This window comes from Pseudomonas sp. GW821-FHT03E01 (assembly GCF_059420765.1).
The window spans coordinates 258774-278187 of the sequence record NZ_JBWKUI010000005.1 but is presented as its reverse complement, the minus strand read 5'-3'; the positions used below and the strand labels follow the sequence as shown (position 1 = coordinate 278187).

Here is a 19414-nt window from a genome sequence, read left to right as displayed (position 1 = left end):
TTTTCGATGAGTTATCAGGTTCTTGCACGTAAATGGCGTCCGCGCTCGTTCCGCGAAATGGTCGGCCAGACCCATGTGCTCAAGGCTCTGATCAATGCCTTGGACAGCCAGCGGCTGCACCACGCCTACCTGTTTACCGGTACCCGCGGGGTCGGCAAGACCACCATCGCGCGGATCATCGCCAAATGCCTGAATTGTGAAACAGGTATCACTTCGACGCCTTGTGGCGAGTGCTCGGTGTGCCGCGAAATCGATGAAGGCCGCTTCGTCGACCTGATCGAGATCGACGCCGCGAGCCGGACCAAGGTCGAAGACACCCGCGAACTGCTCGACAACGTGCAGTACGCGCCGAGCCGCGGGCGCTTCAAGGTCTACCTGATCGACGAAGTGCACATGCTTTCCAGCCATTCCTTCAATGCGCTGTTGAAAACCCTCGAAGAGCCGCCTCCCTACGTCAAGTTCATCCTGGCTACCACCGATCCGCAGAAACTTCCTGCAACGATTCTCTCGCGGTGCCTGCAGTTCTCCCTGAAGAACATGACCCCTGAGCGGGTGGTCGAGCATCTGAGCCATGTGCTGAGCGTCGAGAACGTGCCGTTCGAAGACGATGCGCTGTGGCTGCTGGGTCGCGCCGCCGACGGTTCGATGCGCGATGCCATGAGCCTGACCGACCAGGCCATCGCCTTCGGTGAAGGCAAGGTTCTGGCCGCCGACGTGCGGGCGATGCTCGGCACCCTCGATCACGGCCAGGTCTACGACGTCCTGCATGCGCTGATCGAAGGCGACGCCAAGGCGTTGCTCGAAGCCGTGCGCCATCTGGCCGAGCAAGGCCCGGACTGGAACGGCGTGCTCTCGGAAATTCTCAACGTGTTGCACCGTGTTGCCATCGCCCAGGCCCTGCCTGAAGGTGTCGACAACGGTCATGGCGACCGTGATCGCGTATTGGCACTGGCCCAGGCACTGCCGGCCGAAGATGTGCAGTTCTATTACCAGATGGGCCTGATCGGTCGCCGGGATTTGCCGCTGGCGCCGGATCCGCGCGGCGGTTTCGAAATGGTCCTGCTGCGAATGCTCGCATTCCGGCCAGCAGACACCGAGGACGCTCCGAGGCAACCGCTAAAGCCAGTGGGGATCAGCCAGGCCACAGTTGATTCCGCAAACTCAGTGGCTGCCGCGCCGATTGTTGCGCCGGTAGTCGCTGCGGCCGTGGTACCGGTTCCGGTGGCGCCCGTGGTTGCACCAGCACCCGCGCCTGTCCCGGCCGTTGCGCCTGAACCTGTTGCGCTGGTGGCGGTGCCTGAGCCCGAGCCCGTGGTCGAGCCTGTAGCGGTCGAAGAAGTCGTCGATCTGCCCTGGAACGATCCGGTAGAGCCCGAGGTTGTCCAGCAGCCCGCCGTCGAGCCAATGCTGGAGACGGCCGGCGAACAACCCGAATTACCACCGATGCCCATGCCGACGCCGGACAGCGTGGTGCCGGATGCGCCTGAGTGGGCCGCTGCGCCGATTCCGGAACCGTCCGTGGCCGAAGTCGATGCCGCCACGCCAGGCATCGACCTGGATGACGAGCCGCCGCTGGACGAGGATTACATCGAGCCGGACATGGATTCGGCCTACAGCTACCTCGACGATCTGGCCAGTGAGCACACCGCCGAACCTGCGGCGCAGCCCGAGCCTGAACCGGCCGCGATGCCGGCCACCGGCCTGGCCCTGCAATGGCTGGAGTTGTTCCCGAAATTGCCGGTGTCCGGCATGACCGGCAGCATCGCCGCCAACTGCACGCTGATCGCCGTCGATGGCGACAATTGGCTGTTGCATCTGGACCCGGCTCACAGCGCCCTGTTCAACGCGACGCAACAACGTCGCCTCAACGATGCGCTGAACCAGCACCACGGGCGCACGCTGACCCTGAGCATCGAGCTGATCAAGCCTGAGCAGGAAACCCCGGCCCAGGCAGCGTCCCGGCGTCGTGCCGACCGTCAGCGCGAGGCCGAGGAGTCGATCCATGGCGATCCGTTCATCCAGCAAATGATGCAGCAGTTCGGGGCGGTGGTCCGTCACGATACTATTGAACCTGTCGAGGCCCTGGTCAGTCAGGGCTAATAACTGAAGGCGCTTGGCCGCACTCGCCGGGCGCTGTTTTTATCCAAGTACTTTTGAGGTGATTCCCATGATGAAAGGTGGCATGGCCGGCCTGATGAAGCAGGCGCAGCAGATGCAGGAAAAAATGGCCAAGATGCAGGAAGAGCTGGCCAACGCCGAAGTCACCGGTAAGGCCGGTGGCGATATGGTCACCGTGGTAATGACCGGTCGTCACGACGTCAAGCGCGTGACCATCGACCCAAGCCTGGTCGAAGGCCTGAGCGAAGACGACAAAGAGATGCTGGAGGCTGTATTCGCCGCCGCCGTCAACGATGCTGTGCGCAAGATCGAAGCCAACAGCCAGGAAAAAATGGGCAGCATGACCGCTGGCATGCAACTGCCACCGGGTATGAAATTGCCATTCTGATTCGCCAACGCGCGTCGGATGGGTTAAAAAAATGCCAGGCATCGCGCCTGGCATTTTTGTTTCCGGCTGGTTTTTGCCAACCCCTGTGGCGAGGGAGCTTGCTCCCGTTGGACTGCGCAGCAGTCCCCCTCTTTTCAGGTAGAGAGTGGGGCCGCTACGCGCCCCAGCGGGAGCAAGCTCCCTCGCCACAGTGAAAAGTAGAAACATCGAACGCGCCATCCCCACAACGGTCTGCTCCCTATACCGCCGAAATTCATCGATCAAGGAGACGCTCACATGCCACAAGCATTGACCCTCAACCAACGAATCGTCCTGGTGTCTCGCCCGGTGGGAGCGCCGACACCGGAGAATTTCCGCCTGGAACGGGTAGCGTTGCCGGATCTGGCCGACGGTCAGGTGCTGCTCAAGACGCTGTATCTGTCGCTGGATCCCTACATGCGCGGTCGTATGAGTGACGCGCCGTCCTACGCGGCACCGGTAGAAATCGGCGAAGTAATGACCGGTGGGGCTGTCAGTCGTGTCGAGCGTTCGCTGAATCCGAAATTCCAGGAGGGCGATCTGGTGGTCGGCGCCACGGGATGGCAGAGCCACAGCATCAGCGACGGGCGCAACATCATTCCGCTCCCGTCCGGGCTGCCAAGTCCATCGATGGCGCTGGGGGTGTTGGGCATGCCCGGCATGACCGCCTACATGGGGCTGATGGACATTGGCCAACCCAAAGAGGGCGAAACCCTGGTAGTGGCGGCCGCTTCCGGCGCGGTGGGTTCGGTGGTCGGCCAGGTGGCGAAGCTCAAAGGCCTGCGGGTGGTCGGCGTGGCCGGTGGTGCTGAAAAATGTCGCTACGTGGTCGAGGAGTTGGGCTTCGATGCCTGCATCGACCACAAGCGCCCGGACTTCGCCGACGAATTGGCGCTGGCCTGCTTCAAAGGCGTCGACATCTACTTTGAAAACGTTGGTGGCAAGGTGTTCGATGCGGTGTTGCCGCTGCTCAACCCCAAGGCGCGGATTCCTCTTTGTGGTCTGATCGCTTCCTACAATGCCCATGAAGCCCCGAGCGGGCCGGATCGCTTGCCACAATTGCAGCGCACGCTGCTGACCAAGCGCGTGCGGATTCAGGGGTTTATTGTGTTCGACGACTACGGCGACCGTCAGCCAGAGTTCATCAGCGCCATGGCGCCTTGGGTGCGTGACGGCAAGGTGAAATTCCGTGAAGACGTGGTCGACGGCCTGGAGAACGCGCCCGAGGCATTTATTGGCCTGCTGGAAGGACGCAACTTTGGCAAACTGGTGGTGCGGGTGGCGCCGACTGAGTAATTGGCGCTGCTATTTGACGCTAAACAGAGGCGCGGGTATAAACCGCGTCTCGTTGTTATGTCGGACTTTTTCCCCATGAGCTTCAGCCCTTTGATTCGCCAACTGATCGATACCCTGCGAATTTTGCCGGGTGTGGGTCAGAAAACTGCCCAGCGCATGGCGTTGCAACTGCTTGAGCGCGATCGCAGCGGCGGTTCGCGACTGGCCCAGGCGCTGAGCCAGGCCATGGAAGGGGTGGGCCACTGCCGTTTGTGCCGCACGCTGACCGAAGACGATCTGTGCCCGCAATGCGCCGATTTACGCCGCGACGACACCTTGCTGTGTGTGGTGGAAGGTCCGATGGACGTTTACGCCGTGGAGCAGACCGGTTTTCGCGGTCGCTACTTCGTGCTCAAGGGCCACTTGTCGCCTCTGGACGGGTTGGGGCCGGAAGCCATCGGCATTCCACAACTGATGGCGCGGATCGAAGAGGCGGGCACGTTTACCGAAGTCATCCTCGCCACCAACCCGACGGTGGAAGGCGAGGCCACGGCGCATTACATCGCCCAGTTGCTCAGCAACAAGGGCCTGATTGCCTCGCGCATTGCCCACGGCGTGCCGTTGGGTGGCGAGCTGGAACTGGTGGATGGCGGGACATTGGCGCATTCGTTTGCCGGGCGTAAGCCGATTTCGCTGTAACGGTGCTGTCTGGGCTGACGCCTTCCAGGCGCTGCCTTACTTATCGCTCAACGCAAACTGCGTCAGACAGAAAGTCGCAATCCCCATGTCTTCCAGCCGTTGCGAACCACCCAGTTCCGGCAAGTCAATGATCGCCGCGGCTTCATGCACCCGCGCGCCCATGCGCCGAACCAGGTTGGCCGCCGCAATCAGCGTGCCGCCGGTGGCGATCAGGTCATCGAACAGCACCACCGAATCCCCCTCGCACAGGCTGTCGGCGTGGACTTCGAGGAAGGCTTCGCCGTATTCGGTCGCGTAACCTTCGGCCAGCACGTCGGCAGGCAATTTGCCCTGCTTGCGGAACAACACCAATGGCTTGTTCAGCTGATACGCCAATATCGAACCGATCAGGAACCCGCGCGCGTCCATGGCGCCGATGTGGGTGAAGTCGGCCTCGACGTAGCGATGGGCGAAGCTGTCCATCACCAGGCGCAGGGCTGTGGGCGACTGGAACAGCGGGGTGATGTCGCGAAAGATCACGCCCGGCTTGGGGAAGTCGATCACGGGGCGGATCAGTGATTTGATGTCGAAGGAGTCGATGACCATCGTCGAAGTGTCCTGGCGGGCTGCAAACGTCGCAGTATAACGGTGGCTGAACCGTTTCGCTCAGCCACCGTCAACAGGGTCAGCCTTCGATCGAGCCACCGGCCAGGGCGCAGAGCTGGATCGGGTCGAGGATGTGCACTTCCTTGCCCTCGGCGGCGATCAGTTCGTTTTGCTGGAAGCGGGTGAACACCCGGGACACGGTTTCCACCGCCAGGCCCAGGTAATTACCGATTTCGTTGCGCGACATGCTCAGCCGGAACTGGTTGGCCGAGAAGCCTCGGGCGCGGAAACGGGCCGACAGGTTGACCAGGAAGGTGGCGATGCGCTCGTCGGCGGTTTTCTTCGACAGCAGCAACATCATTTGCTGATCGTCACGAATCTCGCGGCTCATCACGCGCATCAACTGACGGCGCAGTTGTGGCAGTTGCAGGGCCAGTTCGTCGAGGCGCTCGAACGGGATCTCGCACACCGAAGTGGTTTCCAGGGCTTGCGCCGAGACCGGATGCTTTTCGGTGTCCATGCCCGACAGACCGACCAATTCACTCGGCAAATGGAAACCGGTGAGTTGTTCTTCGCCGCCATCGCTCAGGCTGAAGGTCTTCAGGGCGCCGGAGCGTACTGCATAAACGGAATCGAACGTGTCGCCCTGGCGAAACAGGAATTCGCCTTTTTTCAGCGGGCGACCACGTTTGACGATATCGTCCAGCGCATCCATGTCTTCCAGATTCAGAGAAAGTGGCAGGCAGAGAGGGGCCAGGCTGCAATCCTTACAATGGGCCTGGTTATGAGCGCGCAGCTTTACTGGCTCGGACATTTCTTTAATCCTTGTGGGAAAACACGCATAAGACGTAAGGGTACCCCACGGGAGGACATTCGGACCAGCCTGCGACAATTTAACCGCAAGGCATTAGATCACTCGTGAAAAGCGCTGGCGATTGGTGTGTTCCAGGTATGCATCGAACACCATGCACACCGAGCGCACCAGCAGTCGGCCTGCGGGGAGTACGGTGATCCGTTCATTGTCGAGCTCGATCAACCCGTCCTTGGCCATGTCCTGCAGCTGTGGCCAGAGTTCGCCGAAGTAACCGCGAAAGTCGATGTTGAAGGCCTGCTCGATTTCCGCGAATTCCAGGTTGAAATGGCAAATCAGTTGCTGAATCACCGCTCTGCGCAAGCGATCGTCGGCATTGCACAGCAGGCCACGGGCGGTGGCCAGTTGCGCGGACGCCAAAGCGTTCTGGTACTGGGTCAGGTCGCTGCTGTTCTGGCAGTACAGGTCGCCGATCTGGCTGATGGCCGATACCCCCAGACCGATCAGATCGCAATGACCGTGGGTGGTGTAGCCCTGGAAGTTGCGTTGCAAGGTCGACTCTTCCTGGGCAATCGCCAGTTCATCATCGGGCAGGGCGAAGTGGTCCATGCCGATGTAGCGGTAACCGGCGGCCGTCAGTTGTTCGATGGTGCGCTGGAGCATTTCCAGCTTCTGCGCCGGTTCCGGTAGATCGTTGCTGTTGATCCGCCGTTGCGGCATGAAGCGCTCTGGCAGATGGGCGTAGTTGAACACCGAGAGCCGGTCCGGTTGCAGGTTGATGACTTCGTCGACGGTGCGGGCGAAGTTCTCGGGCGTCTGCTTGGGCAGGCCGTAGATCAGATCGATGTTGATCGAGCGATATTGCAGAGTCCGGGCGGCGTCGATCACCGCGCGGGTTTCTTCCAGGCTTTGCAGGCGATTGACCGCCCGCTGTACCGCCGGGTCAAGGTCTTGCAGGCCGATGCTGACCCGGTTGAAGCCCAGTTCCCGGAGCAGGCCCATGGTCGACCAGTCGGCCTCGCGCGGGTCGATCTCGATGCCGTAGTCGCCGGAATCGTCGTCCAGCAGATTGAAATGCTTGCGCAGCCGGGCCATCAGCTGACGCAGTTCATCGTGGCTGAGAAAGGTCGGTGTGCCGCCGCCGAAATGCAGTTGCTCGACTTTTTGCATGGGGTCGAGGTGGCAGGCGATCAGCTGGATTTCCTGTTCCAGGCGCTGCAAATAGGGCAGGGCGCGGCCTCGGTCCTTGGTGATGACTTTGTTGCAGGCGCAGTAGTAGCAGATGTTCGCGCAGAACGGCACGTGCACATACAGGGATAACGGCCGCAGCGCCTTGCGGCTGTCGCGCAGGGCATGAAACAGGTCGAAGGTGCCGACCTGGCTGTCGAATTGCACGGCCGTCGGATACGAGGTGTAGCGCGGCCCCGCCAGGTCGTAACGGCGGATCAGATCTGTGTCCCAACGAATGGCGTCGAGCATGCGGGCATTCCCCCGGATAGGCTGGCAGTGTCGGCGAGTCTAGGGGGGGCGGCGTTGCGGCATCTTGATTTGCATCAACGGTGATTGGCGATAGCGATAGTTTTTGTGGCGAGGGGGCTAATGCCCCATGAGCCAATGCTGATGCGGCCCCGGCAAGGTCCAGATGCCGAACACCATCACCAACAAGCCGCCGGTCATGCGCACGCTGCGTTTACGCAACAACGCCGTGACCCGCTCGGCGGCCAGGCCTGTGGCGAGCAGCACCGGCCAGGTGCCCAACCCGAACGCCAGCATCAGCAACGCACTGTCCAGCGCATTACCCTGACTCGCCGACCACAGCAATGTGCTGTAAACCAGCCCGCACGGCAGCCAGCCCCACAGCGCGCCGAGCAGCAAGGCGCGGGGCAGGTTCGACACTGGCAACAGTGTGTTGGCCACCGGCTGGATATGCCGCCACAGGCCGCGACCGAGGCTTTCGATGCGGGTCAAGCCGCTCCACCAACCGGCCAGGTACAGCCCCATGGCGATCAGCAGCAATCCGGCGAGGATGCGCATGAACATCGCCGCCGGGCTATTGGCCACGGCCCAGCCAGCCAGGCCGATCAGCAGGCCGGCCGCGGCGTAGCTGAGAATCCGCCCCAGGTTGTAGGCCAGCAACAAGCGCAAGCGTCGGCTGCGCTGTTCCTTGGGGATCGCCAGGGTCAACGCGCCCATCAAACCGCCGCACATGCCCAGGCAATGGCCGCCACCGAGCAGGCCGAGGATCAGCGCAGAGACCAACAGTGGCGCCAACTCAAGCATGGGGTGGCGCCTTGTCGTCGGGTTTGGCCGGGTGGCCGCTGGCCTCGTCGACCGCTGCCGTGTGCTTCGGGTCCTGGTCGTCGAACAGGATGCTGTGGGCCGGGCCGTCGAGGTCGTCGTACTGACCGCTGTCGACCGCCCAGAAGAAGATGTAGATAGCGATGGCCACGATCAGCAGCGCGGCCGGGATCATCACGTAGAGAGCTGGCATCTGGACTCCATGCCCGCGCGGCTCAGGCCGGCAGCGGGCGGGTTTCTGGCGTGGCGCTGGTGGCTGGCGCGCTCGGCAGGCGAGTCAGGCGCAAAGCATTCAACACCACGGTCAACGAACTGATGGACATGCCGACCGCGGCCCACACCGGAGTGATCCAGCCGAGGGCGGCGAATGGCAACATGAGGCCATTGTACAGCGCTGCCCACAGCAAGTTCTCGATGATGACCCGACGGGTGCGACGGGCCAGGCTGAAGGCTTGCACCAGCGCGTCGAGGCGGTTCGACAGCAACACCGCGTCGGCACTGGTTTTTGCCAGATCGGTGGCCGAGCCCATCGCCACGCTGATGTCGGCGGCGGCCAGCACCGGCACGTCGTTGACCCCGTCACCGAGCATCAACACCTTGCGGCCTTCCTGGTGCAGTTGTTTCAGCACCTGCAATTTATCGTCCGGACGCAAACCGCCACGGGCCTCGTCGATGCCCAGTTCGGCGGCGACGCTGGCGACCATCGGCGAGCTGTCGCCGGACAGCAGCAAGGTGCGCCAGCCGCGAGCCTTGCAGGCCGCCAGCAGAGCGGGGGCGTCGGCGCGTAAACGGTCGTCGAGGACGAACCACGCCAGTGGTCCCTGGCTGTCGCCGAGCAGCAGCCATTGGCCAGGTTCATCGGGCATCATCGGCACTTGAGCACCGCTGAGCTCGCAGACAAAACCCGGTTGGCCAATGCGCAGGCGTTGCGCGCCGACCAAGCCTTCAAGGCCCAGGCCCGGCATGCTGTGGACCTCTTCGGCGGCCAGCGGCGCGCGGCCAAAAGCCCGGGCGATCGGGTGTTCGGAACGGTTTTCCAGGGCGGCGGCGAGGCTCAGGCATTGATCGCTCGCCAGTGCCCCAAGCGGCCGGATCGAACGCAAGGCCAGCCGACCTTCGGTGAGGGTGCCGGTTTTGTCGAAAATCACCGTGTCGATCTGGTTCAGGCCTTCCAGTACATGGCCGCGCGTCAGCAAAAGCCCCAGTTTGTGCAGCGTGCCGGTGGCGGCGGTGAGGGCGGTCGGCGTGGCCAGGGACAAGGCGCACGGGCAGGTCGCAACCAGCATCGCCAGGACAATCCAGAACGCTCGCGATGAATCCAGCTCCCACCAGAGCAGGCCGATGGCGGCCACTGCGATAAGCGTCAGTAGCAAGAACCATTGCGCGGCGCGGTCGGCGATTTCCGCCAGCCGTGGCTTTTCGGCCTGGGCGCGATCCAGCAGGCGGACGATGGCCGACAGGCGCGTGTCCTGACCCAGCGCCAGGACCTCCACGGTCAACGCACCCTCGACGTTCAAGGTGCCAGCGGTGACAGCGTCGCCCAGGGTTCGTGGCTGCGGCAGGTATTCGCCGGTGAGCAGGGATTCGTCAATGCTCGACTGACCGTCGAGGATCTTGCCGTCGGCCGGCAGGATCGCGCCGGGGTGCACCAGCACCTGATCGCCCACGCGTAACTCGCTGAGCAGAATCCGCTCGCTCTGGCCGTCGGCACTCAGCCGCAGGCAGGAGGCGGGCAACAGATTGACCAGTTGTGCGGTCGCGGCGGCGGTTCGTTCCCGGGCGCGGCGTTCCAGGTAGCGCCCAGCCAGCAGGAACAGCGCAAACATTCCCACCGCATCGAAATACAGCTCGCCGACCCCGGTGATCGAGGTCCAGATCCCGGCGATATAGGCACTGCCAATTGCCAGTGACACCGAGACGTCCATCGTCAGGTGCCGGGTGCGCAGATCGCGCATCGCCCCTTTGAAGAACGGCGCACAGCTGTAGAACACGATCGGCGTGGTGAGAAACAACGCGACCCAACGCAAGATGGTGTGCAGTTCGGGGCTGAGGTCAATGTTGAATTCCGGCCAGGTGGCCATGGTCGCCATCATCGCCTGGAACCACAGCAACCCGGCGACCCCGAGTTGGCGCAGGGCCAGACGGTTTTCGCTGGCCAGTTGTTCGCTGGCACGGTCGGCCTGATAAGGGTGAGCGGCGTAACCGATGTGGCGCAATTCGCTGAGCACCTGGCTCAACGGCAATTGCGCGTCGGCCCAGCGCACGTGCAGGCGATGGTTGGACAGGTTCAGGCGTGCTTCGGCCACCGCCGGCAGGCTGCGAAGATGCTTTTCGATCAGCCAGCCGCAGGCGGCGCAGCTGATGCCTTCCATCAACAGGGTGGTTTCGGCGAGTTCGCCTTCGTGACGGACAAAGGGTTGCTGCACGTCGGCGCGATCATACAGCGCCAACTCGTCGACCAACTGCACCGGCAAGGCTTCGGGGTTGGCCGAGGCTTCGCTGCGATGCTGGTAATAACTTTCCAGCCCACCGGCCACGATGGCCTCGGCCACCGCCTGGCAACCCGGGCAGCAGAATTCGCGGGTATCCCCGAGGACAGCGGCGGTGAAGCGGCTACCGGCCGGGACGGGCAGTGCGCAGTGGTAGCAGGGGGTTGGACTGGTCATGTTTGTTGCCATGAAAACCATTGTGGCAGGCCCAAAGGCCTCTGTGGCGAGGGGGCTTGCCCCCGTTGGACCGCGCAGCGGTCCCAAAGACAGTCAGCGCGAACTTCTCGATAGATCGAGTAGACAACTTGCGGCTGCTGCGCAACCGAACGCGGGCAAGCCCGCTCGCCACAGGAGATCGTTGTGACTATTTCTTCAGGTCTTCGGCACCTTGCAACGGCTCATCACCGAGCAACAGATCCTTGGCATGGCTGACCTGTTCTTCTTCGAACATTCGCCAGGTCTTGTCATCCTGCACACCCAGCAATTCGACGAAGCGGCGGCCTTCGACCTTGTCGCTCAACTGGCCAATGTAGCGGCCCTGTTCAGTTTCGCTGCGGGCCAGGGTGATCTTGCGATCCTTCTCCGGCTGGGTCGGCGAAATCAGATTCAGCTCAAGGGTTTTCGGTTGGCTGTTGCCGCTCAGGCGCAGGTCGACTTCGCCGGTCAGCTCATCCAGGTGCACGCTGGCTCGCAGTTGCAGGGTCTGGGCCAGCAGTTCACGGTCCAGGGAGCGGTTGATGCCTTTGCCGGCCTCGTAATAGTTGTCGTTGACCAGGTTGTCCGGGTTGTTCACCGCGATGGTCACCATCGACAGGGTCAAGGTCACCGAGCAGGCCAGGATGGCGATGATGATCCACGGCCAAAGGTGCTTGTACCAAGGACTTGCGGCAGTTGCTGCGGGCATGATCACTTCTCTCAACGAATTTGTGGGCCGATGAATCGGCTCTTGGCTTCAACGTGGACGCTGGCGTCATCGGCATCCTTGAGGATGAACTTCACCTCGTTGGTGCTCGACGGCAGTTGCTCCGGCGAGCTGGACAACTCGACCGGCTGGCTGAAAATTTCCCCGGCGGCGACTTTGATCTCGCGCTTGCCTTGCAGCTTGAGGTCCGGCAGGCCGGTGGCTTCGAGCACGTAGGTGTGGTCGCGCTGGTCCTTGTTCATGATCTTCAGGCTGTAGACGTTTTCGATCCGGCCTTCGGCGTTCTCACGGTACAGCACGCGGTCTTTGCTGACATCGAAACCGACCAGCGAGCGCATGAAGAACGCAGTCACCAGCAACGCGATCATGGTCAGCAACACCAGGGCGTAGCCGATCAGGCGAGGGCGCAGTTTATGGGTTTTTTGCCCCGACAGGTTGTGCTCAGTGGTGTAGCTGATCAGGCCGCGCGGGTAATCCATCTTGTCCATGATGCTGTCGCAGGCGTCGATGCAGGCCGCACAGCCGATGCATTCGATTTGCAGGCCGTCGCGGATGTCGATGCCGGTGGGGCAGACCTGGACGCACATGGTGCAGTCGATGCAATCGCCCAGGCCCTGAGCCTTGTAGTCGATGCCTTTCTTGCGCGGGCCACGGCTTTCGCCACGGCGCGGGTCGTAGGAGACGATCAGCGTGTCCTTGTCGAACATCACGCTCTGGAAGCGGGCGTACGGGCACATGTAAATGCACACCTGTTCGCGTAGCCAGCCGGCGTTGCCGTAGGTGGCGAGGGTGAAGAAACCGACCCAGAAATACGACCAGCCATCGGCTTCACCGGTGAAGAAGTCGATCACCAGTTCACGAATCGGCGAGAAGTAGCCGACGAAGGTCATGCCAGTCACGAAGCCGATCAGCAGCCACATCGTGTGCTTGCTGAATTTGCGCAGGAATTTGTTGGCGCTCATCGGCGCCTTGTCGAGCTTGATGCGCTGGTTGCGGTCGCCTTCGGTGACCTTTTCGCACCACATGAAGATCCAGGTCCAGACGCTTTGCGGGCAGGTGTAGCCGCACCAGACCCGACCGGCATACACGGTAATGAAGAACAGGCCGAAGGCGCTGATGATCAGAATGCCTGAGAGCAGGATGAAATCCTGGGGCCAGAAGGTCGCGCCAAAAATGAAGAACTTACGCTCCGGCAGGTTCCACCAGACGGCCTGATGACCGCCCCAGCTCAGCCACACCGTGCCGAAATACAGCAGAAACAGTGCGGCACCACCCGTCATCCGCAGGTTGCGGAACAGACCGGTGAAGGCGCGGGTGTAGATCTTTTCTCGAGAGGCGTAGAGGTCGACGCTGTTGTTCGCGTTCTTGGCGGGTGGAGTGACGTCGTGTACCGGAATCTGATTGCTCATCATTGCATCCCACGGCAGTGGAAAAATGCCTCGGTCAGTACGTGCCGACCGCGGTCAAAAAGAGGTGTTGCAGTGGCGCAATGATACGCCTGTAGCTCTAACTCAAGGGTGCGACCTTTGGTCACGTTGGTGGAAATCAACTGACAGTGTAATGACTTGAATCAATTGACTTGTGAATTATGGACGGTTTTGTGGGGGCGGCGAGCTCATTCGAGCGCTACGGTGGCATCGACCGGCAAAATCCTGGCATCGAAGGCGGTATGACGCGGTGGCGCTTCAGCCGGGTGCGCATTACATTCCCTGTACGGGATTCCTATGCTGCTGGCGAAAGCATCGACGTCAGTTGTTATAAGCAAGTCGGAAATATATTAACTGAATTGCCCGCTGTTTGATGTTTGCGGTTTTCTATTTTCTGGAATAAGTTGTTCTGGCATGCCGTTGTTATATAGCGGCGTGCCTATCTAATATTACGGAAATGGAATTCTATGAACATTGTAAAAGGTGCGAAGTTATTCGCATGCATGTGGATCCTGTCGCTGGCATCTGTCGCACATTCAAATGAAGGTGCACCTATTCATATGGTCTTCGCGTCTGATCCGCAGTATCCGTGGACGGATAAAACGGACAGTGAGGAATATGAACCTGACAGCGAGTTTGAACAGCGTGCCAAATGGCTGGTGGAGACCCAGTTCGCGAGTATTGCGGATTTCAGAAGCAAGATGGGCGGGCACTCGCAGGTGCCATTGATGATCAACGGTGACATGACGGCGTTTGGTCATGGTTGGCAGCGTTCGTATATCAATTCGACGCTGCAGAAGTACTTTAATAAAGACTATCTGTACGGCTTGGGTAATCATGACTATCAGAACAATGTCGATGATTGTTTTACTAATAGTTGTGCGGCGGGCAGTATTGTCGAATATCAAGAGCATCATGCCGGCAAGGTAGATGATTTCGATTTGAAGATTACGGGCTTTTTGTTCAATAAGATGTATTCGGGCAGTCTTGCCTATTCCAAAAATATAGGGGAGGTTCATCTGGTCCAGCTTAATAATGAGCCGACTTACGCAACCAAAATTTCCCATCCCCTGAATCCTACAACTTTTAACATTACCGCTGCGCTGGATTGGCTTGAAAATGATTTACGAGTCGCCCGGGCCCAAGGTTACGCGATCATTATCAACATGCATAAACCCTATGACTGGCAGGGTGACTGGGGTCAGGAAAGTCGTTTCAGGGACATGATCGCAAAATATGAAGTGACGGCCATATTCGCCGGTCATCTTCATGAAAACGGCGGTTCCATGTCCTATAGGGGGAATGTGCCCGTTTTCCTCAGTGGCAGCGCTTCCCAGGAGACCTATCTGATTGCCAGTTTTTCCGCGGATCGCAAGCAACTGCAGGTCGATCTGGTCGAAAACAACCAGTGGCATAACCGCAAGCTTGTAGCGAAAGTGCCGGTGAAATCAATTTTCACCAGTCGCCCATGAAAAAGGCCCCGCCAGATCACTGGCGGGGCCTTTTTTGTTGCATCGAGCGTTTGCCTTACTGGGCGTCTGCCACCGGCGCTTTCTCACCGTGAGAGAGGCTGTAGACGTAAGCGGCCAGCAGGTGAACCTTGTCGTTGCCTTGCAGCTGTTCCTGCGCAGGCATCTGGCCCTGACGGCCGTAACGGATGGTCTGCTGCAGTTGAGCGAAGCTCGAACCGTAGATGAACGCTGCCGGGTGAGTCAGGTTAGGGGCGCCCATGGCCGGGGTGCCTTTGCCTTCCGGACCGTGGCAAGCCACGCAGTTGGCAGCGAACAGCTTCTGGCCGGCAACCGGGTCAGCCTTGGCGCCCTCCGGCAGTTTGCGGCCATCGAGGCTGGTCAGCACGTAAGCGGCAACGTCGCTGACGCCTTGTTCGCCGATCACTTCGGCCCAGGCCGGCATCACGGCGTGACGGCCGCCCATGATGGTGGTCTTGATGGTTGCCGCTTCACCGCCCCAGCGCCAGTCGGCGTCGGTCAGGTTAGGGAAGCCATAAGCGCCTTTGGCGTCGGAACCGTGGCAGACCGAGCAGTTGGAGGCGAACAGGCGGCCACCCATCTTCAGGGCTTGCGGGTCCTTGGCGACTTCTTCGATTGGCATGGAAGCGAACTTGGCGAAGATCGGGCCGAACTTGGCGTCCGACCTGGCCATTTCCTTTTCCCACTCGTGGACGCCGGTCCAGCCGGTCTGGCCGTTGGCGAACGCGGTCTGCTTCTCGTTATCCAGGTAGTTGTAACCTGGCAACAGGCCTTTCCAGTTACCCAGGCCCGGGTACAGGACCAGATAGCCAAGGGCGAAGATGATGGTGCCCACGAACAGCATGAACCACCATTTCGGCAGTGGGTTGTCGTACTCCTCGATCCCGTCGAAGGAGTGGCCGACCGTCTCGTCGGTCTGCTCGGCGCGCTGGCCCTTGCGGGTGGACAGCAGCAGCCAGGTCAGGGCGAAGATGGTGCCGAGACTGAGGACTGTGACGTACAGACTCCAGAACGTAGTCATTCTTTGTTACTCCTAGAAGCTTGCTCGACGTGCTTGATGGCTTCGGGATCATCCGCGAAAGGCAGCAAGGTCGCGTCTTCAAACTCCGACTTGCGCTTGGGGCTGAATACCCACAACGCCAGACCGATGAAGGCCACCATCACAACAACGGTGCCCAGGCCACGAATCATCCCGATATCCATCTAAATCACCGTTTGCTTTTGATGATGGTGCCCAGGCCTTGCAGATAGGCCACCAGCGCGTCCATTTCGGTTTTGCCCTTCACAGCATCCTTGGCGCCGGCGATGTCTTCGTCGGTGTAAGGGACGCCGAGCGTGCGCAAGACTTCCATTTTCTTGGCGGTGTCTTTGCCGTCGAGCTTGTTTTCCACGAGGAACGGGTAAGCCGGCATTTTCGACTCGGGCACCACGTTGCGCGGGTTGTACAAGTGCGCACGCTGCCAGTCATCGGAGTAACGACCGCCGACACGGGCCAGGTCCGGACCGGTACGCTTGGAACCCCACAGGAACGGGTGATCCCAGACGCTTTCACCGGCGACCGAGTAGTGGCCGTAGCGTTCGGTTTCAGCGCGGAACGGACGGATCATCTGCGAGTGGCAGCCGACACAACCGTTGGCGATGTAGATGTCGCGGCCTTCCAGTTCAAGGGCGGTACGAGGCTTCATGCCCTCGACCGGCTTGTTGGTAACGTCCTGGAAAAACAGCGGAACGATCTGGGTTAGGCCGCCGATGCTGACGGCGATAACCATGAAGAAGGCCAGCAGGCCAATATTCTTCTCGACTGCTTCATGCTTCATCAGTGAGCTCCAACTACAGCAATCTTGGCGGCGGCTTCAGCTTCAGCCGGGTCCGAGGCACGAACGGTACGGAACACGTTGTAGGCCATCAACAGCATGCCGCTGGCAAAGAACGCGCCGCCCAGGGCACGAACGATGAAACCAGGGTGGCTGGCTTGCAGCGCTTCCACGAACGAGTAGGTGAGGGTGCCGTCGTCGTTGATTGCACGCCACATCAGGCCCTGGGTGATGCCGTTGACCCACATCGAAGCGATGTACAACACGGTACCGATGGTCGCGAGCCAGAAGTGCGCGTTGATCAGACCGGTGCTGTGCATTTGTGCACGGCCGAACAGTTTCGGGATCATGTGGTAGATGGCGCCGATCGAGATCATCGCTACCCAGCCCAAGGCGCCGGCGTGTACGTGGCCGATGGTCCAGTCGGTGTAGTGCGAGAGCGAGTTGACGGTCTTGATGGCCATCATCGGGCCTTCGAAGGTCGACATGCCGTAGAACGCCAGCGACACGACCAGGAAACGCAGGATCGGGTCGGTGCGCAGCTTATGCCAGGCGCCCGACAGGGTCATCATGCCGTTGATCATGCCGCCCCAGCTCGGAGCCAGCAGGATGATCGACATCGCCATGCCCAGGGACTGAGCCCAGTCCGGCAGTGCGGTGTAGTGCAGGTGGTGCGGACCGGCCCAGATGTACAGGGTGATCAGCGCCCAGAAGTGCACGATCGACAGGCGATAGGAGTAGATCGGACGCTCGGCCTGCTTCGGCACGAAGTAGTACATCATCCCCAGGAAACCGGTGGTCAGGAAGAAGCCCACGGCGTTGTGGCCGTACCACCACTGGATCATCGCGTCGGTCGCACCCGCGTAGGCCGAGTAGGACTTGAACAGGCTGACCGGTAGCGACATGTGGTTGACGATGTGCAGCATCGCGGTCACGACGATGAAGGCACCGTAGAACCAGTTACCGACATAGATGTGCTTGGTCTTGCGCTTGACGATGGTGCCGAAGAACACCAGACCGTAGGTGACCCAGACGATGGCCAGCAGAATAGCCAGGGGCCATTCCAGTTCCGCGTATTCCTTGGTGGTGGTGAAACCCATCGGCAAGGTCACGATCGCGCCGACGATCACCGCTTGCCAACCCCAGAAGGTGAAGGCCGCGAGGCTGTCGGAGATCAGTCGCGTTTGGCAGGTTCGCTGCACGACGTAATAAGAAGTGGCAAACAGAGCACAACCACCGAAGGCGAAAATCACCAGGTTGGTGTGCAACGGGCGTAAGCGTCCAAAAGTCGTCCACGGCAGACCGAAGTTCAATTCCGGCCATACGAGCTGTGAGGCGATGAAGACACCAAGCCCCATGCCAAGGATCCCCCAGACCACCGTCATGATGGCGAACTGGCGGACTACCTTATAGTTATAAGCAGTCGGACTGATTGCTGTGCTCATTCTAAGGTTCCACGGTTTGGGTGTTTTATTAGGAGTAAAAATCGGCCGCAAGTATGGAGAAAGCGGGGGGTCATTGCAACGCGCCATGACCTGGGTCAATGCTTTCAAAACCTGATTCTGCGGCCTTTCCATGCGCCGCGTAAGGACAAAATTGCCCTCTGACAAAATGTCGCAGCGGATGAAAAAGGCGAGGGGTTCAAGTCAGATGTAACGGGGTGTGTTCAAACGCAACGATCGAGGGACAGACGGCAATTTGCGCGACAGCCGGTATCTACCAGCCTTTGCGGCCTGTCATCGAACAGAATCGTCGAACACATCGGGTAAAATCGACCTGGAACCGGCTCATGCCAGTCCGCACCGAGGAAGCTTAGACCCGAATCTGGTGAACCGAAAGGAAGGGGAACGGCAGGGTGCGACAATGGGTCGCAAAGAGGCAGGGAACTGCCGCATTCCGAAGAATGCGGCAGCAGAGCGGTCAAAAATTATTCGTTTTTGCCTTGTGCCTGCAAACGCTCGGTGCCGACTCCGTGGGACAAGCTGTACACATAAGCGGCCAGCAATTGCACCTTGTCGTTGCCCAGCAGTTCGTTTTGCGCCGGCATATGGCCCTGGCGGCCATGGCGAATAGTCTGTTGCAGTTGCGCCAGGCTGGTACCGTAGATAAAACCGGCCGGGTGCGTCAGATTCGGCGCGCCCATGGCTTCAGTGCCCTGGCCGTTTGCCCCATGACAGGCTACGCAGGTGGTGCTGAACAGTTGCTGTCCGGCTTGCACGTCGGCACCACTGTCGGCTGGCAACGGCAGGCCCGCCAGTTCGTGACGCACATACGCGGCGACGTTTTTCACGCCGGCTTCACCGAGGATTTCACCCCAGGCCGGCATGGCCGCCATGCGACCGCCCATGATGGTGGTCTTGATGGTCTCGGCACTGCCGCCCCAGCGCCAGTCGCTGTCGGTCAGGTTAGGGAAGCCGAACGCGCCCTTGGCATCCGAGCCGTGGCACACCGAGCAGTTGGAGGCGAACAGGCGGCCACCCATTTTCAGTGCCTGTGGGTCTTTCGCTACTTCTTCCACCGGCATGGCGGCGAATTTGGCGAAGATCGGCCCGAACTTCGCGTCCGCCTTGCTCATCTCCTTTTCCCACTCGTGCACCCCGGTCCAGCCGTTTTCATAACCGGGCAATATGCCTTTCCAGTTGCCCAGGCCCGGATAAAGGATCAGGTAGCCGACCGAGAACACCAGGGTGCCGGCGAACAGCATGAACCACCACTGCGGCAGCGGGTTGTCGTACTCCTCGATGCCGTCGAAGCTGTGGCCCATGGTCTGGTCGACGCTGCCCTTGGTTTCGCCGCGGCGGGTGCCGATCAGCAGCCAGGTCAGGCCGATCAGGCTGCCGATGGTCAGTACGCAGATCCACGCACTCCAGAAGGTGGTCATGGCCGGGCGCTCCTTGTTGTTGCAGATTCTTGGGTAGTTTCGGGTTGCGGCTCGTCAGCGAACGGCAGCAGGCGCGCTTCGGCGAATTGCGGATTGCGCTTGCTGTTGAACACCCACAGTGTCAGGCCGACGAAGGCCACGAACACCACGACTGTGCCGAGGCCGCGGATCAGGCCTGTGCTCATATCAATGACCATGA

The 19414-nt window shown here is 60.6% G+C and carries 19 protein-coding genes and 1 pseudogene; 6 read left to right on the top strand and 14 right to left on the bottom strand.

Annotated features, from left to right (window positions below; genetic code table 11):
- Positions 1-6: 6 nt before the first annotated feature.
- The 5 genes and pseudogenes from dnaX to recR all read left to right on the top strand — a co-directional run bounded on the left by dnaX (position 7) and on the right by recR (position 4498).
- Positions 7-2100, top strand: coding sequence for a DNA polymerase III subunit gamma/tau (gene dnaX / locus AC07VO_RS10855; RefSeq protein WP_086945128.1), 2094 nt, complete (start codon positions 7-9; stop codon positions 2098-2100).
- A 67-nt stretch (positions 2101-2167) separates the two neighbouring features.
- The gene (locus AC07VO_RS10850; RefSeq protein WP_018925290.1) at positions 2168-2506 is read left to right on the top strand and encodes a YbaB/EbfC family nucleoid-associated protein; all 339 of its coding nucleotides are present in this window, start codon (positions 2168-2170) and stop codon (positions 2504-2506) included.
- A 251-nt stretch (positions 2507-2757) separates the two neighbouring features.
- Positions 2758-2847, top strand: a pseudogene (locus tag AC07VO_RS10845) (hypothetical protein); the annotation flags it as partial.
- Positions 2813-3820, top strand: a complete 1008-nt coding sequence (curA, locus tag AC07VO_RS10840) for an NADPH-dependent curcumin/dihydrocurcumin reductase (RefSeq protein ID WP_492573949.1) — start codon at positions 2813-2815, stop codon at positions 3818-3820. The pseudogene AC07VO_RS10845 and the gene curA, both read left to right, overlap by 35 nt.
- A 75-nt stretch (positions 3821-3895) precedes the next feature.
- Complete coding sequence (gene recR / locus AC07VO_RS10835) at positions 3896-4498, top strand: recombination mediator RecR (RefSeq protein ID WP_086945127.1); 603 nt, start codon at positions 3896-3898, stop codon at positions 4496-4498.
- A 36-nt stretch (positions 4499-4534) separates the two neighbouring features.
- Here recR and AC07VO_RS10830 read toward each other — a convergent pair whose 3' ends face one another.
- The 8 genes from AC07VO_RS10830 to ccoG all read right to left on the bottom strand — a co-directional run bounded on the left by AC07VO_RS10830 (position 4535) and on the right by ccoG (position 13012).
- Positions 4535-5083 carry an adenine phosphoribosyltransferase gene (locus AC07VO_RS10830; protein WP_086945126.1) on the bottom strand — a complete coding sequence of 183 codons (549 nt, stop codon included), beginning with the start codon at positions 5081-5083 and terminating at the stop codon, positions 4535-4537.
- Positions 5084-5162: 79 nt separating this feature from the next.
- On the bottom strand, positions 5163-5897 hold the full coding sequence (gene fnr / locus AC07VO_RS10825; RefSeq protein WP_018925294.1) for a fumarate/nitrate reduction transcriptional regulator Fnr: 735 nt from the start codon (positions 5895-5897) through the stop codon (positions 5163-5165).
- Between the two features lie 93 nt (positions 5898-5990).
- Positions 5991-7373 carry an oxygen-independent coproporphyrinogen III oxidase gene (hemN, locus tag AC07VO_RS10820; RefSeq protein ID WP_018925295.1) on the bottom strand — a complete coding sequence of 461 codons (1383 nt, stop codon included), beginning with the start codon at positions 7371-7373 and terminating at the stop codon, positions 5991-5993.
- A gap of 117 nt (positions 7374-7490) precedes the next feature.
- Positions 7491-8174, bottom strand: coding sequence for a sulfite exporter TauE/SafE family protein (locus AC07VO_RS10815; protein WP_018925296.1), 684 nt, complete (start codon positions 8172-8174; stop codon positions 7491-7493).
- Positions 8167-8385, bottom strand: a complete 219-nt coding sequence (ccoS, locus tag AC07VO_RS10810) for a cbb3-type cytochrome oxidase assembly protein CcoS (RefSeq protein WP_007933363.1) — start codon at positions 8383-8385, stop codon at positions 8167-8169. The genes AC07VO_RS10815 and ccoS overlap by 8 nt, the downstream gene beginning before the upstream one ends.
- Positions 8386-8407: 22 nt before the next feature.
- A complete protein-coding gene (locus AC07VO_RS10805; protein ID WP_086945125.1) occupies positions 8408-10858 on the bottom strand; it encodes a heavy metal translocating P-type ATPase in 2451 nt (816 codons plus the stop codon).
- Positions 10859-11045: 187 nt separating this feature from the next.
- Positions 11046-11585, bottom strand: a complete 540-nt coding sequence (locus AC07VO_RS10800; protein ID WP_018925298.1) for a FixH family protein — start codon at positions 11583-11585, stop codon at positions 11046-11048.
- Between the two features lie 11 nt (positions 11586-11596).
- Positions 11597-13012 carry a cytochrome c oxidase accessory protein CcoG gene (gene ccoG / locus AC07VO_RS10795; RefSeq protein ID WP_007933370.1) on the bottom strand — a complete coding sequence of 472 codons (1416 nt, stop codon included), beginning with the start codon at positions 13010-13012 and terminating at the stop codon, positions 11597-11599.
- Between the two features lie 485 nt (positions 13013-13497).
- Here ccoG and AC07VO_RS10790 point away from each other — a divergent pair, with 485 nt between their 5' ends.
- Positions 13498-14502, top strand: coding sequence for a metallophosphoesterase family protein (locus AC07VO_RS10790; RefSeq protein WP_086945124.1), 1005 nt, complete (start codon positions 13498-13500; stop codon positions 14500-14502).
- A 55-nt stretch (positions 14503-14557) separates the two neighbouring features.
- Here AC07VO_RS10790 and ccoP (AC07VO_RS10785) read toward each other — a convergent pair whose 3' ends face one another.
- From ccoP (AC07VO_RS10785) to AC07VO_RS10760, 6 genes are all read right to left on the bottom strand, one after another.
- Entirely contained in the window at positions 14558-15541 is a 984-nt protein-coding gene (gene ccoP, locus AC07VO_RS10785) for a cytochrome-c oxidase, cbb3-type subunit III (RefSeq protein ID WP_018925300.1), read from the bottom strand.
- Entirely contained in the window at positions 15538-15723 is a 186-nt protein-coding gene (locus tag AC07VO_RS10780) for a CcoQ/FixQ family Cbb3-type cytochrome c oxidase assembly chaperone (protein ID WP_003175465.1), read from the bottom strand. Before AC07VO_RS10780 ends, ccoP (AC07VO_RS10785) begins: the two co-directional genes overlap by 4 nt.
- A 5-nt stretch (positions 15724-15728) precedes the next feature.
- A complete protein-coding gene (ccoO, locus tag AC07VO_RS10775; protein WP_018925301.1) occupies positions 15729-16337 on the bottom strand; it encodes a cytochrome-c oxidase, cbb3-type subunit II in 609 nt (202 codons plus the stop codon).
- On the bottom strand, positions 16337-17779 hold the full coding sequence (gene ccoN / locus AC07VO_RS10770) for a cytochrome-c oxidase, cbb3-type subunit I (RefSeq protein WP_007942208.1): 1443 nt from the start codon (positions 17777-17779) through the stop codon (positions 16337-16339). Before ccoN ends, ccoO begins: the two co-directional genes overlap by 1 nt.
- A gap of 482 nt (positions 17780-18261) precedes the next feature.
- Complete coding sequence (gene ccoP, locus AC07VO_RS10765; protein WP_086945123.1) at positions 18262-19215, bottom strand: cytochrome-c oxidase, cbb3-type subunit III; 954 nt, start codon at positions 19213-19215, stop codon at positions 18262-18264.
- The gene (locus tag AC07VO_RS10760; protein WP_018925303.1) at positions 19212-19412 is read right to left on the bottom strand and encodes a cbb3-type cytochrome oxidase subunit 3; all 201 of its coding nucleotides are present in this window, start codon (positions 19410-19412) and stop codon (positions 19212-19214) included. The genes ccoP (AC07VO_RS10765) and AC07VO_RS10760 overlap by 4 nt, the downstream gene beginning before the upstream one ends.
- Between the last annotated feature and the right edge of the window lie 2 nt (positions 19413-19414).